Annotated in this window: 11 protein-coding genes, 1 rRNA gene and 1 pseudogene; 6 read left to right on the forward strand and 7 right to left on the reverse strand. The window is 68.9% G+C overall.

Annotated features, from left to right (window positions below; genetic code table 11):
• Nucleotides 1-8 precede the first annotated feature (8 nt).
• Both BN1555_RS27870 and BN1555_RS27875 read left to right on the forward strand, forming a co-directional pair.
• On the forward strand, nt 9-407 hold the full coding sequence (locus tag BN1555_RS27870; protein WP_093801939.1) for a DUF742 domain-containing protein: 399 nt from the start codon (nt 9-11) through the stop codon (nt 405-407).
• Nucleotides 388-993: a GTP-binding protein gene (locus BN1555_RS27875; RefSeq protein WP_093801940.1), complete on the forward strand. Its 606-nt coding sequence runs from the start codon at nt 388-390 to the stop codon at nt 991-993. The genes BN1555_RS27870 and BN1555_RS27875 overlap by 20 nt, the downstream gene beginning before the upstream one ends.
• A 137-nt stretch (nt 994-1,130) precedes the next feature.
• Here BN1555_RS27875 and glpK read toward each other — a convergent pair whose 3' ends face one another.
• From glpK to BN1555_RS27895, 4 genes and pseudogenes are all read right to left on the reverse strand, one after another.
• Nucleotides 1,131-2,663, reverse strand: a complete 1,533-nt coding sequence (glpK, locus tag BN1555_RS27880; protein WP_093801941.1) for a glycerol kinase GlpK — start codon at nt 2,661-2,663, stop codon at nt 1,131-1,133.
• 41 nt (nt 2,664-2,704) lie between these two features.
• Nucleotides 2,705-3,427 (reverse strand): annotated as a pseudogene (locus BN1555_RS27885) (MIP/aquaporin family protein).
• A gap of 339 nt (nt 3,428-3,766) precedes the next feature.
• Nucleotides 3,767-4,114, reverse strand: coding sequence for an Mpo1-like protein (locus BN1555_RS27890; RefSeq protein ID WP_093801942.1), 348 nt, complete (start codon nt 4,112-4,114; stop codon nt 3,767-3,769).
• A gap of 127 nt (nt 4,115-4,241) precedes the next feature.
• On the reverse strand, nt 4,242-5,048 hold the full coding sequence (locus tag BN1555_RS27895; protein ID WP_093801943.1) for a M15 family metallopeptidase: 807 nt from the start codon (nt 5,046-5,048) through the stop codon (nt 4,242-4,244).
• A 61-nt stretch (nt 5,049-5,109) separates the two neighbouring features.
• Here BN1555_RS27895 and BN1555_RS27900 point away from each other — a divergent pair, with 61 nt between their 5' ends.
• Nucleotides 5,110-5,643 (forward strand): NUDIX domain-containing protein, encoded by a 534-nt coding sequence (locus BN1555_RS27900; protein ID WP_255306203.1) that lies wholly within the window; start codon nt 5,110-5,112, stop codon nt 5,641-5,643.
• Nucleotides 5,644-5,663: 20 nt separating this feature from the next.
• Here BN1555_RS27900 and BN1555_RS27905 read toward each other — a convergent pair whose 3' ends face one another.
• Entirely contained in the window at nt 5,664-8,021 is a 2,358-nt protein-coding gene (locus BN1555_RS27905) for a glycoside hydrolase family 31 protein (protein WP_093801945.1), read from the reverse strand.
• Between the two features lie 216 nt (nt 8,022-8,237).
• On the opposite strand from BN1555_RS27905, the gene BN1555_RS27910 reads away from it, so the two are divergent.
• Both BN1555_RS27910 and BN1555_RS27915 read left to right on the forward strand, forming a co-directional pair.
• Entirely contained in the window at nt 8,238-10,214 is a 1,977-nt protein-coding gene (locus BN1555_RS27910) for an acetoacetate--CoA ligase (RefSeq protein WP_093801946.1), read from the forward strand.
• Between the two features lie 111 nt (nt 10,215-10,325).
• Nucleotides 10,326-11,225 carry a hypothetical protein gene (locus BN1555_RS27915; protein WP_093801947.1) on the forward strand — a complete coding sequence of 300 codons (900 nt, stop codon included), beginning with the start codon at nt 10,326-10,328 and terminating at the stop codon, nt 11,223-11,225.
• 63 nt (nt 11,226-11,288) lie between these two features.
• Here the strand turns inward: BN1555_RS27915 and ptsP are convergent, their stop codons facing one another.
• Both ptsP and BN1555_RS27925 read right to left on the reverse strand, forming a co-directional pair.
• Complete coding sequence (gene ptsP, locus BN1555_RS27920; RefSeq protein ID WP_093801948.1) at nt 11,289-12,959, reverse strand: phosphoenolpyruvate--protein phosphotransferase; 1,671 nt, start codon at nt 12,957-12,959, stop codon at nt 11,289-11,291.
• 86 nt (nt 12,960-13,045) lie between these two features.
• Nucleotides 13,046-13,495 carry a PTS sugar transporter subunit IIA gene (locus BN1555_RS27925; protein WP_093801949.1) on the reverse strand — a complete coding sequence of 150 codons (450 nt, stop codon included), beginning with the start codon at nt 13,493-13,495 and terminating at the stop codon, nt 13,046-13,048.
• A gap of 680 nt (nt 13,496-14,175) precedes the next feature.
• Between BN1555_RS27925 and BN1555_RS27935 the strand changes: the two genes are divergently transcribed.
• Nucleotides 14,176-15,701 (forward strand): 16S ribosomal RNA (locus BN1555_RS27935).
• Nucleotides 15,702-15,941: the final 240 nt, after the last annotated feature.

Here is a 15,941-nt window from a genome sequence, read left to right on the forward strand (position 1 = left end):
GGGCTGACATGAGCGAAGCAGGCCAGCAGGGATCGCCGCACTGGTTCGACGACGACGCGGGCCCGGTGGTGCGCCCGTACGCGATGACGCGTGGCCGTACGAGCAGTGCGAGCCGGCACCGGCTCGACCTGATCGCGCTCGTCGTCCCGGAGCCCGCGGCCGACGATCCCGGGCGTGACCAGACGCTCGCTCCCGAGCACGTCGAGATCGTCGAACTCTGCAGTGAGACGCCGCAGTCGATCGCCGAGCTCGCCGCGGGCCTCGACCTCCCCGTGGGGGTGGTCAGAGTCCTCGTCGGCGACCTCGTCGAGGACGAGCTGGTACATGTGACCCGACCCGTACCGCCGGCGGAGCTGCCGGACGAGAGCATCCTTCGCGAGGTAATCAATGGTCTTCGGGCGCTCTAGCCGCAAGAAGCGACCGGTCGAACCGGTGACGCTCAAAATCCTCGTCGCGGGTGGCTTCGGGGTGGGCAAGACCACCCTGGTGGGCGCGGTCAGCGAGATCAGGCCGCTGCGCACCGAGGAGGCGCTCACCGAAGCGGGCCGTCCCGTCGACGACACCGCCGGCGTCGAGAGCAAGAAAACCACCACGGTGGCCATGGACTTCGGCCGGATCACGCTCCGCGAAGACCTGGTGCTCTATCTCTTCGGTACGCCCGGCCAGGACCGTTTCTGGTTCCTTTGGGACGAACTGGCCCAGGGGGCGCTCGGCGCGGTCGTGCTCGCCGACACCCGCCGGCTGGAGGACTGCTTCGCCGGCATCGACTACTTCGAGCGCCGGGGCATCCCCTTCGCCGTTGCCGTCAACTGCTTCGACGGTGCCGCCCGTTATCCGGCGGAGACGGTGCGTACGGCACTCGATCTCGACGAGGGCGTGCCCCTGCTGCTGTGCGACGCGCGGGACCGGGAGGCCGTCAAGGAGGTGCTCATCGCGGTGGTCGAGCACGCGCTGGCCCGCTCCGCCGACCGACGGCAGACAGCGACGACCTGAGCCTTCCCGGGAACGAACTCCGAGCGGTCCGCGGAACGAACCGAAGCGTCGGCCCGTAGTGCCACGCGGCCCCGAGCGGCCCGTACCCCCATCGACAGGGGTGTACGGCGCGGTCAGGGGGCCCGGGACCGGCTCTGTCAGCCCTGGCCACCCTCCTCCTCCCAGCCGAAGCTCCGCTCCACGGCTTTGCGCCAGTTGTGGTACTCCCGGTCGCGCTCCCGGGCCTCCATGCGCGGCGACCATTCGACGTCGCGCCGCCAGTGCGACTTCAGCTCGTCCAGGTCCGACCAGACGCCGGTCGCCAGCCCGGCGGCGTACGCCGCGCCCAGGCACGTCGTCTCGGAGACCTTCGGCCGGACGACGGGAACGCCCAGAACATCGGCCTGGTGCTGCATCAGCAGACGGTTCCCGGTCATGCCGCCGTCCACCCTGAGCGTCGTGATCGCCACGCCCGAGTCCTGGTACATCGCGTCGACGACCTCCCTGGTCTGCCAGCTGGTGGCCTCCAGGACCGCCCGCGCCAGATGCGCCCTGGTGACGTACCGGGTGAGGCCGGTGATCACACCGCGTGCGTCGGAGCGCCGGTAGGGCGCGTACAGCCCCGAGAAGGCCGGCACGATGTACGCCCCGCCGTTGTCGTCGACGCTTCCCGCGAGCGTCTCTATCTCGTCCGCGGAACGGATGATCCCCAGCTGGTCCCGGAACCACTGGACCAGCGCCCCGGTGATCGCGATCGATCCCTCCAGGCAGTAGACCGGCGCCTCGCCGCCGATCTTGTAGCCCATGGTGGTGAGCAGACCGTTCCTCGAGGGAACCGGCCGGCCACCGGTGTTGAGAAGCAGGAAGCTTCCTGTCCCGTACGTGTTCTTCGCTGTTCCCACGTCGTAACAGGCCTGCCCGAAGACAGCGGTCTGCTGGTCACCGAGCGCGGAGGCGACCGGCACACCCGCGAGCTGCCCGACGGCCGTCCCGTACACCTCGGCCGACGACCTGATCTCCGGCAGCACGGCCTCGGGCACGTTCATCGCGGAGAGGATCGCCGGGTCCCACTGGAGCGTTCGCAGGTTCATCAGCATGGTGCGCCCGGCGTTCGTCACGTCCGTGACGTGCACGCCGCCGTCCGTGCCGCCGGTGAGGTTCCAGATCAGCCACGAGTCGATGGTCCCGAAGGCGATGTGACCCCGCTCGGCGCGAGTGCGCAGCCCGGGAACGTTGTCGAGGAGCCAGGCGGCCTTGGGCCCGGAGAAGTAACTGGCGAGCGGTAGTCCGGTCGTTTCCCTGAAGCGGTCCTGGCCGTCCGTGCCGCCCAGTTCGTGGCAGAGGGCGGTGGTACGCGTGTCCTGCCAGACGATCGCGTTGTGCACCGGCTTGCCCGTTGCCCGGTCCCACAGCACCGTCGTCTCGTGCTGGTTGGTGATGCCGAGCGCGCTGAGCTGCCCGGCGCGCAGGCCGGCCTTGGTGAGCGCGCCCGCCACCACGGCCTGCACCTTGGACCAGATCTCGGTCGCGTCGTGTTCCACCCACCCCGGCCTGGGGAAGATCTGGCGGTGCTCACGCTGGTCGACGGCGACGATCGCGCCACTGTGATCGAAGACGATGCAGCGGCTGGAGGTGGTGCCCTGGTCGATTGCGGCGACGTACTTCTCGGCGTGCCCCGTTTGTTCCGTCATGACGTCCCCTTCGTCCGAACTCGGCTGAAAGCTCTCAGTGCTCAGAAGGCTGCGTTGCAGACGAGGCCCGACAGCGCCCCGCCGATCAGCGGCCCCACCACCGGCACCCAGGCGTATCCCCAGTCGGACGTGGCCTTGTTCGGGATCGGCAGCACGGCGTGGACGATGCGCGGTCCGAGGTCGCGGGCCGGATTGATGGCGTACCCCGTGGGACCGTCGAGCGAGAGACCGATGCCGACGACCAGGAGCGCCACGATCAGCACCAGGATGCCGGATTCCCCGAGCCCCTTGGTCATCCCGAACGCCAGGACGGGCAGCACCAGGCCGACCGTCGCGATGATCCCGGTGAGGAGGTTGGCGACAGGGTTGCGCACCTCCGGAACGGTGGAGAAGACACCCAGCGTCGGCAGCGCCGTCTCTTTGTCCTTGTGGCGGCGAACTGGGCGTAGTAGGCCAGGTAGGCGAGTACGGCCCCGAGCATCGCACCGGCCATCTGCCCGAGCACGCAGACCCAGACCTTCCCCCACTCGCCGGTGTCGACGGCGATGCCCACGGTCACAGCGGGGTTGAGGTGCCCGCCGGACAACGGGGCGGCGGTGTACGCCCCGGCCAGCACGGCCATGCCCCACCCGAAGGAGATGACGACCACCCCGAGGCCCTCGCCTTGGAGTGGTGGAGAGTGACTGCGCGTACACACCGGCGCCGAAAAGGATCAGGATGGCGGTGCCGATGACCTCACCGGCGAAGATGTCCCCGTTGCTCATGGCAGCTCCTGGGCCCTCGCCCGGAGCCGGGCCCCGGCCCTGAAGTGCAGGGTGCGTTTCCCCTGGCTGGTGAGCCGGGGGCAGGGCTTGCCGTGCCCTGCCCGGCGTCCGTGACGAGCATGCCGAGCCGGTGGAATCGCCCGTGGGGGATGCCCCTGAACCGCACCAGGGGGGACCCCGGGAACAGACGCGTTCTCCGCGTTCCCGGGAGCCGTCGTACGGCGACGCCGACTGACAACGGGAAGTGTTCACCGGCGGTGATGGAGCGTCAAGGTCATGGACGGCAACGACTTCCGGGAACGCCGCGCCCGGAACCGGCCGGCAGGACGGGCCCCGGCGTCAGCGGTTCTCCGCGAGCCACTTGGCGGCGGTCTCCGCGAGCTCCCGGTCGCGGCCCGCCAGCATCGTCCGGATCATCTGTACGTCGCCCCGCAGCGACCAGGCAGGGTGCCCGAAGGTGGCCGGATTGTTCTTCTCGATCAGGAAATGAGCGGGCCAGGCGGCGCCGTACCCGATGAGCGGCAGCGCGGCGGCATACCGTTTCCGGCCGCGCGCCAGGCCGTACGCGCTGACCGCGAGACCGGTGAGGGTGCCGGTGAGGTGGACCCACCGGGTCGCGGCCCTGGAGTGCATCGCGACGTAGTAGGGCCAGAATTCCTCGTACGAATCAAAAGTCCGCTGCTCCATACGCGCACGGTAGTGGCCCGGCGGAGAACCGGATACGGCTGTACCGCGTCCGAAAGAAGAGAACAGGGCGGACGGCCGGGACCCACGGGAGTGGCTCCGGTCGCCCGTCCTGTCAGGAGGCCACGTGTCAGTGCCCGGCGACTGACCGCCGGGTGACCGGGAAGTCGAAGTAGGTGTCCGGGAACGGCTCCGGCTTGTAGGTGAAGTGCCACCACTCCTCGGCGAGATTCACGAAACCGAGTTCACCGAGCAGTCCCTTCAGCAACTGGCGGTTGGCACGCTGCGCGCCCTGGATACGAGGGTCCTCGGTGTGGGACAGCGTGTCGAAGCAGTCAAAACCAGTCCCCATGTCGACCGAGCTGTCCGGGAACCGCTCACCCTCGGGCGCGTAGCAGGGAACGAGTTCCTCACCGGGGACGTACGGCCTGGTGGCCTTCGCGGGGAGCCTCACGATCGTCACGTCGACGGTGCTGCCCCGGCTGTGCCCGGACTTCTCCGCGATGTAACCGTCCGCGAACAGCCGCGACTTGTCGACATCGGGATAGAACTCCTCCTTCATGGCCTCGTCGTCGAGGTCCTTCGCCCACCGCACGAAGTGGTCGACGGCCCCCTGCGGCCGGTAGCAGTCGTACACCTTGAGGGAGTAGCCGCGGCCCAGCAGCTTCGTCTGCGCCTCGTGCAGGGCTTTCGCGGCAGGCCTGGTGAGGATGCAGACCGGCTGGCGGTAACCGTCCACCGGCACGCCCATGAAATTGTGCGCGGTGGTGTAGCGCATCTCCTGGATGATCGTCGGGTCCACGGACCGCAGGGACACGAACTCCCCGGGGGCCTTCGGTTCGGGATCGGCCCGCGCCGTGGACGGGGCGGCTGTGGCCGCGAGCAGAGCGACGGCGGCAGCGGCCAGGATGCGCAGCGCGGAAGCGAGTCGTGTCATGGGCCCTCCGTCTACCAGCTCGACGACCCCGGAGGGAAGGGCGCCCCGGTACAGTCCGCCCGTGTCCGCACCCACGAAGAAGCCCGTCAGGCACTCCCACTGCTCCAGCTGCGGAGCGCCGTACCGGCCGGCCGGTGACTGGCCCCGCACCTGCGCCGTCTGCGGCGACACGGCCTATCGCAACCCCCTGCCCGTCGCCGTCGCCCTGCTGCCCGTACGCGACGCACAGGGCGGCGGACTCGTCGTCATCACCCGTGCCGTCGAGCCACGGCTCGGCGGGACCGCACTGCCCGGCGGTTTCATCGACCACGCGGAGGACTGGCAGCAGGCCGTCGTACGCGAACTGGGCGAGGAGACCGGCATCGGGGCCGCGGCGGAGCAGGTACGTCTCGCCGACGCGCTGAGCTCCGCGACCGGCCACCTTCTCCTCTTCGGACTGCTCCCCGAACGCGACGCCGCCGGCCTGCCGCCGTCCGCGCCCACTGACGAAACAACCGGCTGGCACCTCTTGCGCGAGCCCGCCGAGCTGGCCTTCCCCCTGCACACCGAAGCGGTGCGCCGATGGTTCGCGGGAAGCTACCGCCACGCGGAATGAACGTTCCCCGGTACGCCGCCTCAACAGCCCCGCATCCGCACCGGAAGCCCCACCTCTCCGCCGCCTTCCCGCTCCACCAGTACCCGGCCGCTGTCCACCCGGGTCGTGAACCGCTCGACCTCCGCCCGCTCCCAGCCGTCACCCGCGTCCCTCACGAGCAGCCCCCCTCCGGTACGCCCGGCAGCCGGTGCCCACACCTCAAGCACCAGCCCGCCGTCGTCATCCCGCACGGGAATCACGGCGCCGGCCCGCGCCAGCACAGGGACACGTGACAGGGGCGCCTCGAGCAGCACCCGGCCCTGCCCTTCGTACGCCTCACCGGTCGCCGTGTCGTACCACCGCCCGCGCGGCAGCCGCACCGCTCTGCGATCCGCACCGTGCTCCAGTACGGGAGCGACCAGCAGACAGTCCCCGAGAAGAAAAGCGTCCTCACAGTCCCGCAGCGCCCGGTCCTCGGGCGTACCCCACCACACGGGACGCACATAGGGCGCACCGGTGAGGTGGGCCAGATGGGACAGCGTCACGAAATACGGCTGCAGCCGCTCCCTTTCGGCGAACACGGCCTTTGCGTGTTCGAGCACCTGCGGACCGAACTCCCAGGGCTCCCCGCCGCCCACGGCGGCCGCCGCATGCGTACCGAACAGCGGAAGGTGGGCGCTCAGCTGCAACCAGCGCAGATACAGCTCGGGGGAAGACGTACCGCCGAACCCGCCGGCAGCGGAGCCCGAGTACGGCACGCCGCACAACCCGAGACCGAGCGCAAGGGAGAGCGAGGCGCGCAGTCCCGGCCAGCCCGTCGCCGTACCCCCGGAACAGATGCCGCCGTACCTCTGTACGCCTGCCCACCCGGAGCGCGAGAAGAGGAACGGCCGTTCCCCGGAACGCGCTTTCCGCAGCCCTTCGTAACCGGCGCGCGCCATCCCCAGCCCATAGACGTTGCGCGCCTCCCGATGATCACCGCCGCGGCCCTCCAGGCTGTGCCGTGCGGAGCGCGGCAACGACGGATCACCGAAGGGAGAGAAGGCCACCGGTTCGTTCGTCTCGTGCCCCACCCCACAGAAGACCCGGGCGAACGGCTCCTCGTACAGCGACGCCCACCAGGCACGCACACACGGATCGGTGAAATCCGGGTAGACACGCTCCCCGGACCCGCCCGCCCCGCGCACCTCGTCACCCCGCGCGTCCCGTACGAACGCCCCCACGGCCTTTCCGCTGTCGTACAGCGCGGCGCCGGGCTCAGCCCTGACGGCGGGACCGGCCAACGAGACCAGCCGCACCCCCGACGCCCTGAGATCCGCGGCGAGCCGGGGAAGGTCGGGGAAACGCCCGCGGTCGACAGCGAAGGCCTGACGCCGGTCGCAGTGGTCCACGCCCAGTTCCGGCCCCGTCCCCAAGTGCAGTACGGACAACGGAAGCCCCCGCTCCTGATAACCGGCGACGGTCCGCCGAACCTCCCCTTCACCGCCCGGACCCCGCTGTGCGTGCTGCGGACCGAGCGCCCACGACGGCGGAAGCGCGGGAGCACCCGTGAGCGCGGTCCAGCCCTGCAGCACGCGCGCCGGAGTGCCGGCCACGACCCAGCAGCGCAACGGCCCGCCGTCCATGCGCAGCTCACTCGTCCCCGGCCGGTCATGGCCCGACCCCGCCCCCTCCTCGCCCTCCCGCAACGTCACCCTGCCCTCCCACGTGTTGTCGTGGAAGGCGAGATGCGTCCCCGCGTCGGAGACGACCAACTGCACCGGCATGGTGACGGAGAGCGGCTCGTCGCCCGGGGCGCGGCTCTCGCCCGGACCGGCGTTCCACAGGCGGTACGGGCCGCCCCGCAGCCGCAGCCCCGAAGACCGCCCGCCAAGACCGAAGAACCGCGCGTCCGCCGGCACCTCGCTGCGCTGCAGCCAGCGCGCGGGACCGCCGGCGGCCGGCTCCCACCAGCGCGGCGGCAGCTCCCGGCGGAGCACCACACCGCCCGGCGTACGGACCTCCACAGCACCGTGCCGCGAAACGGCGACCGTGAGCCGCTCCGACACCACCTGCCAGCCGCCGTCCTTGTCGGGCTCCAGCTCCGCCCTGGGGTCCGGCTCCGGGCACGCACCCGCGAGCGCGTACGAGGGCTCCGGACCCGCACCGTCCCAGCCCCAGAACACCGCGCCGCCCACCGCGACCAGCACCCGCAGCTCCGAGCGGGCGAAACGGACCACCCCGCCGCCCCGCTGCGGCTCCGCGCCGGTCACCGCACCGGGCACCCGGGCCCGCTCGGCTCCCCGCGGCTCCAGTCCCCAGGCGTCCGTACGACGCCGCCGCCACGCGGAGCGCGCGACGCGCAGCCCCTGCACCGTGCCGACCAGTTTTACCGAGTGCACCAGGTCACGACCGTCCATGCGGCTCACCCTGCCATCCGGACGCACGCGCACGGGTGGCGTTCAACTGCCGTTCACCCGTGGTGCGCGCACATGACCGGACGCCCGGCTGTGGGCGGTCCGCTCTGGTGCGCAAGACGATCACGTGGCATCGTCCCTCTCAGCCGCCTCGTGCGCACACCCTTCGCACGTGCGCGCGACACACGCACACCACGCGTACAGCCCGGGAGCCGCCCCATGTCCTCAGCAGCGAACACCGCGCCCCTCTGGCAGCCGGACGCGGACCGCATCGCCGCCGCAGCCGTCACCCGCTTCCAGAGCTGGGCGGCCGAGCGGTACGGAGCACCGGCCGGCGGTGGATACGCGGCGCTGCACCGCTGGTCCGTCGACGAGCTCGACACCTTCTGGAAGGCCGTCGCCGACTGGTTCGACGTGCGCTTCTCCACGCCGTACGAAACGGTCCTCGCCGACCGTTCCATGCCGGGCGCCCAGTGGTTCCCGGGAGCCACCCTCAACTACGCGGAACACGCCCTGCGCACGGCCGAGGACCCCTCCCGCGCGGACGACCCCGCCCTCCTCCACGTCGACGAGACCCACGAACCCGTCCCGGTGAGCTGGTCCGAGCTGCGCCGCCAGGTGGGCTCCCTCGCCGCGGAACTCCGCGCCCTGGGCGTACGCCCGGGAGACCGCGTCAGCGGATACCTCCCCAACGTCCCCCAGGCCACCGTCGCCCTGCTCGCCACCGCCGCCGTCGGCGGAGTCTGGACCTCCTGCGCCCCCGACTTCGGCGCCCGCAGCGTCCTCGACCGCTTCCAGCAGGTCGAGCCCGTCGTCCTGTTCGCCGTCGACGGCTACCGCTACGGCGGCAAGGAGCACGACCGTACGGACACCGTCGCCGAGCTCCGCCGCGAGCTCCCCACCCTGCGCGCCGTGATCCACATCCCCCTCCTCGGCACCGAGGCCCCCGAAGGCGCCACGGACTGGTCCGCGCTCATCTCCTCGGACACGGAACCGGTCTTCGAGCAGGTTCCCTTCGAACACCCCCTGTGGGTCCTGTACTCCTCGGGAACCACGGGCCTGCCCAAGGCCATCGTCCAGTCCCAGGGCGGCATCCTCCTGGAGCACTTCAAGCAGATCGGCCTGCACTGCGACCTCGGTCCCGAGGACCGCTTCTTCTGGTACACCTCCACCGGCTGGATGATGTGGAACTTCCTCGTCTCCGGTCTCCTCACGGGCACCACGGTCGTCCTGTACGACGGCAGCCCCGGCTACCCCGGGACCGGCGCCCAGTGGCGCATCGCGGAGCGCACCGGAGCCACCCTCTTCGGAACCTCGGCGGCGTACGTCATGGCCTGCGCCAAGGCAGAGGTCCACCCCGCACGCGACTACGACCTCTCCCGCATCAAATGCGTGGCCACCACCGGATCCCCGCTCCCGCCCGACGGTTTCCGCTGGCTCCACGACGAAGTCGCCTCCGACCTCTGGATCGCATCGGTCAGCGGCGGCACGGACGTCTGCAGCTGCTTCGCCGGCGCGGTCCCCACCCTCCCCGTCCACATCGGAGAGCTCCAGGCAGCCTGCCTCGGCACCGACCTCCAGGCCTGGGACCCCCAGGGCAAGCCGCTCATCAACGAGGTCGGCGAACTGGTCGTCACCAACCCCATGCCGTCCATGCCGGTCCACTTCTGGAACGACCCCGACGGCAGCCGCTACCACGGCAGTTACTTCGACACCTACCCCGGCGTGTGGCGGCACGGCGACTGGATCACCATCACCGGCCATGGCTCGGTGGTCATCCACGGCCGCTCCGACTCCACCCTCAACCGTCAGGGCGTCCGCATGGGCTCGGCCGACATCTACGAGGTGGTCGAGCGCCTTCCCGAGATCAGGGAATCCCTCGTCATCGGCCTCGAAGAGCCCGACGGCGGCTACTGGATGCCGCTCTTCGTCCACCTCGCCGAGGGCGCCACCCTCGACGACGCCCTGCGCACCCGCGTCAAGCAGGCCATCCGCACCGAGCTCTCCCCGCGCCACGTCCCGGACGAGATCATCGAGGTCCCCGGCGTCCCGCACACTCTCACCGGCAAGCGCATCGAGGTGCCCGTCAAACGTCTCCTCCAGGGAGCGGCCCTCGCCGAGGCCGTCAATCCGGGCTCGGTCGACAACCTCGACCTCCTCCGTTTCTACGAAACCCTCGCCCGCACCCGTCACTGAAGGCCTCGCCCGCCCCGCATCGGACCGTGGGCGGCCATCTCACGGAGCGTACGTTGTCAGTGCCGCCGGTTACGGTGAGTGAGCAATGATCGACTGCGCTCAGGGGGAATCATGGCGCACACCAAGTCCACGAAGCACCACAAGAGCAAGGCCATGCGGCGCACACTCCGCCGCGAAGCGCCCAGCACGGTAGGCCTGTTGGCCGACGAGCAGGACTTCGCGGCCATGACGGGCTACGAGACCTTCGTCTTCGACGACCACACGGCCTACCTCAAGGAGGTCGAAGGGCTGCTGCGGGCCCTCGCGGCGCAAGGAGTGCACACCACCGTCGCGCTCTTCGACCCCGAAGACTTCCTGGAGTTCTGCCGGGCGACCGGAATCGATCCCGACACGGCGCAGAGCCGCACCCGCTTCACCGCGGAAGTCGCGGTCTGCGGCGCCTCCCTCCCGTACACCGGCCAGCCCATCGACAGCCTCGTGCCCCTGCTCGTCAACGAAGCCGTCCGGCAGACCACTTGGGAGTACGCGACCCTGCTCCTGGCTCGGCTGGGCAACTGCGCCGAGTGCGGCGAGGACATCGGGCGCGAGGCCCTCGACCGGGCCTCGCGCCTCGTCACGCGCCTGCTCGAGCAGGCGGGCCCCGGCAGCCATCACCTCGTCTGCAGCGTCCCGGCCGAAGAGGAACAACTCCTCGCGGTGCTCCACGCGGAGCGCACCGCGAACGAGCCGGTCCGCCTGACCGAGATCGGAGGCGCGGAGTTCGTGACGGTCCTGGCGGCGGGCATCGCCGTGGAAAGCCCCGGGGGAGTGGTACTGAGGACCACCGGGCCCGGGGCACCCGACCGGCTCCACGGCTGGCGGCTCCAGCAGGGCCGACTGGTCGCGCTCACAGCGGGGGAGGTCTTCAGCGCCTACTGCACGGACGCGGAGACCGGTGATCCCGTATCCCCCGAGCCCGGCGTCGAGTACTGCCCGGGCTTCGACATCGAAGAGCCCGACATCCACCACTGATACGCCCGAGGGCTCCCGGCCGTTTCGGCCGGGAGCCCTCGGATCCACACAAAGACCGTCCGGTCACTCGCCGGACAGCACCGCCTGCGCGGCCGCCCGCGCCTCGTCGGCGGTGTCCGTGGCACGCGCCGCCGCAGCAGCACGCTCGCACTGGGCGAGCGTGTGCTTCGCCAGCGTCGCGCGGACATAAGGAATGGCCTTCGCGCCCATCGACAAGGAGGTCACGCCCAGACCGGTCAGGACACAGGCGAGCAGCGGATCGGCCGCAGCCTCACCACACACGCCACAGCTCTTGCCCTCGGCCTTCGCGGCGTCGGCCGAGGCCGCCACCAGGTCGAGCAGCGCCGGCTGCCACGGGTCCTGGAGCCGCGACACCGCACCGACCTGTCGGTCAGCGGCGAAGGTGTACTGCGCCAGGTCGTTCGTCCCCAGCGAGAGGAATTCGACCTCCTGGAGAATCGAGCGCGCCCGCAGTGCGGCGGACGGAATCTCGACCATCGCGCCGAACTTCGCTTGCAGCCCGGCCGCCCGGCACGCGTCCGCGAACGCCTTGGCGTCCGTACGGTCCGCGACCATCGGCGCCATGACCTCCAGGTACACCGGCAGGCCCTCGACGGCCTTCGCCAGCGCGGTCAGCTGCGTACGCAGCACGTCCGGGTGGTCGAGCAGAGACCGCAGGCCCCGCACACCGAGCGCCGGGTTCGGCTCCTCGGCCGGTGTCAGGAAATCGAGCGGCTTGTCCGCGCCCGCGTCCAGCACCCGCACGACCACGCGGCCCTCGGGGAAGGCCTCGAGAACCTTGCGGTACGCCTCGACCTGCTTCTCCTCCGACGGCGCCTGCTTGCTGTCGTCGAGGAAGAGGAACTCCGTACGGAACAGACCCACGCCCTCAGCGCCGGCCTCGACCGCGGCCGGCACATCGGCGGGACCGCCGATGTTGGCGAGCAGCGGTACCTTGTGGCCGTCGGACGTCGCACCAGGCCCAGTAGAAGCCGACAAGGCCGCCCTGCGAGCAGCGGCAGCCGCCTCGAGTTCGGCACGCTTCTCCGCACTCGGATCGACAAAGATCTCGCCGGTGCTGCCGTCCACCGCGACGACCGTGCCCTCGGCCAGCTCGCCGGCGCCCGGCAGAGCCACCACGGCCGGCACACCCAGCGCACGCGCCAGAATCGCACTGTGGCTGGTCGGCCCGCCCTCTTCGGTCACGAAACCGAGCACCAGCGCGGGGTCCAGCAGCGCCGTGTCGGCGGGAGCGAGATCCCGCGCGATCAGCACGTAGGGCTCGTCACTGTCCGGGACACCCGGCATCGGCACGCCCAGCAGACGGGCGACGATACGATTCCGCACGTCGTCCAGGTCCGCGACCCGGCCGGCCAGGTACTCACCGGCATTCGCCAGCAGAGCCCGGTAGGCGGCAAAGGCGTCGTACACGCCACGCTCGGCCGTACTCCCGACGGCGATGCGCCGGTCCACATCAGCCATGAGCTCGGGATCCTGCGCCATCATGGCCTGCGCCTCGAGCACGTGCTGTGCCTCGCCGCCGGCCAGGTTGCCGCGCGCAATCAGGTCGGCAGCCACAGCTTCCACGGCCTGACGGGCACGCCCCTGTTCGCGCTCCGCCTCCTCCGCGGGAATCTGCTTGGCCGGCGGCTCCAGAACCGCCGTGCCCATGTGCCGAACCTCGCCGATCGCCACACCGTGGCTCACGCCGACGCCTCGCAGCGTTGTCTCCATTTCACCGTCTCCGATAGTTGCGGCGGCACCCTGTCCCGTCCACCGCGATGGATGTCGTACCCGCGGCCGTTATCACGGCGTCGGCGTCACTGCCAGCTGAAAAGCGCGTCGCCGGGCTTCACGTCGCCGTCCTCGACCAGGTCGACAAGAGAGTCGGCCGTGGCCTCGAGCGCCACGACAGGGCATACAGGCGACTTGCCGGCCTCTTCGACGGCTGCCGGGTTCCACCGCACGACCGCCTGGCCGCGCGTCACCGTGTCCCCCTTGTTCACGAGCAGCTCGAAGCCTTCACCATTGAGCTGCACGGTGTCGATACCCAGGTGCGTCAGAACGCCGTGCCCGTCGGCGTCGACGACTACGAAGGCGTGCGGGTGCAGGGAGACAATGACACCGTCAACGGGGGCCACGGCCTCCGACGGCTCACGTACGGGGTCGATGGCGGTGCCGGGACCGACCATCGCACCGGAGAACACCGGGTCGGGGACTGCGGCAAGTCCGATGGCGCGTCCAGCAAGTGGCGACGTCACGCTGGTCATGGGGGCCTCCCAGGGGGCGGAGAGATTCGTGTGCCGCCGTCACTACCTGTCCAGGACGGCGTACTGTTCAGAAGGGTAAGTCACGAGAAGTCCCGGTTCCGCATGAGAGCTACCGCTTGGCGGACCTAGGGGGTGCACCGGAAGGATTTGCCTCGTCTACCGGAGCGATGTAGTCTCGTACTCCTGCCTGACACCAGCACCCACCCTTGAGTGGGTCGCAGGTCGGCAGCCTCCATCAAGTCCAGACCCTATCTCGAATCTGATATTCCGCATGTTCGCGGAACGACGGTAAGAGAAACGGAAAAGCACTGATAGAGTCGGAATCGCCGGAAAGGGAAACGCGGAAGCGGGGAACTTGAAGGTGCCGAGGAAGTCGGACCGGAAAGGGTCTGATAGAGTCGGGAACACGAAATGCCGAACGAAAGCCCGGAGGAAAGCCCGCGAGGGTGAGTACGAAGGAAGCGTCCGTTCCTTGAGAACTCAACAGCGTGCCAAAAGTCAACGCCAGATATGTTGATACCCCGGCCCACCTGTGGTGGGCCGAGGTTCCTTTGAAGAAGTCCCGGCCGCCCGTGCGGTGGCCGGGCGAATCACAGCGAGGACGCTGAGGACAGCGGGTCTTATTCCGGCCCGTTCTGTTCCGCTCTTTCGTGATGTGTGGTCCCGATCACGGGAAAACATTCATGGAGAGTTTGATCCTGGCTCAGGACGAACGCTGGCGGCGTGCTTAACACATGCAAGTCGAACGATGAAGCCCTTCGGGGTGGATTAGTGGCGAACGGGTGAGTAACACGTGGGCAATCTGCCCTTCACTCCGGGACAAGCCCTGGAAACGGGGTCTAATACCGGATAACACTTCTTCGGGCATCCGGAGAGGTTGAAAGCTCCGGCGGTGAAGGATGAGCCCGCGGCCTATCAGCTTGTTGGTGGGGTAGTGGCCCACCAAGGCGACGACGGGTAGCCGGCCTGAGAGGGCGACCGGCCACACTGGGACTGAGACACGGCCCAGACTCCTACGGGAGGCAGCAGTGGGGAATATTGCACAATGGGCGAAAGCCTGATGCAGCGACGCCGCGTGAGGGATGACGGCCTTCGGGTTGTAAACCTCTTTCAGCAGGGAAGAAGCGCAAGTGACGGTACCTGCAGAAGAAGCGCCGGCTAACTACGTGCCAGCAGCCGCGGTAATACGTAGGGCGCAAGCGTTGTCCGGAATTATTGGGCGTAAAGAGCTCGTAGGCGGCCTGTCGCGTCGGATGTGAAAGCCCGGGGCTTAACCCCGGGTCTGCATTCGATACGGGCAGGCTAGAGTGTGGTAGGGGAGATCGGAATTCCTGGTGTAGCGGTGAAATGCGCAGATATCAGGAGGAACACCGGTGGCGAAGGCGGATCTCTGGGCCATTACTGACGCTGAGGAGCGAAAGCGTGGGGAGCGAACAGGATTAGATACCCTGGTAGTCCACGCCGTAAACGTTGGGAACTAGGTGTTGGCGACATTCCACGTCGTCGGTGCCGCAGCTAACGCATTAAGTTCCCCGCCTGGGGAGTACGGCCGCAAGGCTAAAACTCAAAGGAATTGACGGGGGCCCGCACAAGCAGCGGAGCATGTGGCTTAATTCGACGCAACGCGAAGAACCTTACCAAGGCTTGACATATACCGGAAACATCCAGAGATGGGTGCCCCCTTGTGGTCGGTATACAGGTGGTGCATGGCTGTCGTCAGCTCGTGTCGTGAGATGTTGGGTTAAGTCCCGCAACGAGCGCAACCCTTGTCCTGTGTTGCCAGCATGCCCTTCGGGGTGATGGGGACTCACAGGAGACCGCCGGGGTCAACTCGGAGGAAGGTGGGGACGACGTCAAGTCATCATGCCCCTTATGTCTTGGGCTGCACACGTGCTACAATGGCCGGTACAATGAGCTGCGATGCCGCGAGGCGGAGCGAATCTCAAAAAGCCGGTCTCAGTTCGGATTGGGGTCTGCAACTCGACCCCATGAAGTCGGAGTTGCTAGTAATCGCAGATCAGCATTGCTGCGGTGAATACGTTCCCGGGCCTTGTACACACCGCCCGTCACGTCACGAAAGTCGGTAACACCCGAAGCCGGTGGCCCAACCCCTTGTGGGAGGGAGCTGTCGAAGGTGGGACTGGCGATTGGGACGAAGTCGTAACAAGGTAGCCGTACCGGAAGGTGCGGCTGGATCACCTCCTTTCTAAGGAGCACTTCCAGGCCGGCTCTGCCGGTCCAGGGGCCAGTTCATCGGCGAACGTCCGGTGCTGGTTGCTCATGGGTGGAACGTTGACTACTCGGCACGGTTCGCAAGGTTTGCCAGTACTGCCCTTCGGGGTGTGGAACGTGAGGCCGGGTGGATCGGGTCGGGCACGCTGTTGGGTGTCTGAGGGCACGGACCGTTTGGTCTGTGGCTTCGCGATGCCGGCCCCAGTGCACTCAC

The organism is Streptomyces sp. Wb2n-11, from assembly GCF_001049855.1.
Taxonomy (GTDB): domain Bacteria; phylum Actinomycetota; class Actinomycetes; order Streptomycetales; family Streptomycetaceae; genus Streptomyces; species Streptomyces altiplanensis.

Excerpts from the sequence above, each read along its gene's own strand:
- BN1555_RS27870 (WP_093801939.1), top strand. The coding sequence starts at position 9 with ATGAGCGAAGCAGGCCAGCAGGGATCGCCGCACTGGTTCGACGACGAC.
- BN1555_RS27875 (WP_093801940.1), top strand. The coding sequence starts at position 388 with ATGGTCTTCGGGCGCTCTAGCCGCAAGAAGCGACCGGTCGAACCGGTG.
- glpK (WP_093801941.1), bottom strand. The coding sequence starts at position 2,663 with ATGACGGAACAAACGGGGCACGCCGAGAAGTACGTCGCCGCAATCGAC.
- BN1555_RS27890 (WP_093801942.1), bottom strand. The coding sequence starts at position 4,114 with ATGGAGCAGCGGACTTTTGATTCGTACGAGGAATTCTGGCCCTACTAC.
- BN1555_RS27895 (WP_093801943.1), bottom strand. The coding sequence starts at position 5,048 with ATGACACGACTCGCTTCCGCGCTGCGCATCCTGGCCGCTGCCGCCGTC.
- BN1555_RS27905 (WP_093801945.1), bottom strand. The coding sequence starts at position 8,021 with ATGGACGGTCGTGACCTGGTGCACTCGGTAAAACTGGTCGGCACGGTG.
- BN1555_RS27910 (WP_093801946.1), top strand. The coding sequence starts at position 8,238 with ATGTCCTCAGCAGCGAACACCGCGCCCCTCTGGCAGCCGGACGCGGAC.
- BN1555_RS27915 (WP_093801947.1), top strand. The coding sequence starts at position 10,326 with ATGGCGCACACCAAGTCCACGAAGCACCACAAGAGCAAGGCCATGCGG.
- ptsP (WP_093801948.1), bottom strand. The coding sequence starts at position 12,959 with ATGGAGACAACGCTGCGAGGCGTCGGCGTGAGCCACGGTGTGGCGATC.
- BN1555_RS27925 (WP_093801949.1), bottom strand. The coding sequence starts at position 13,495 with ATGACCAGCGTGACGTCGCCACTTGCTGGACGCGCCATCGGACTTGCC.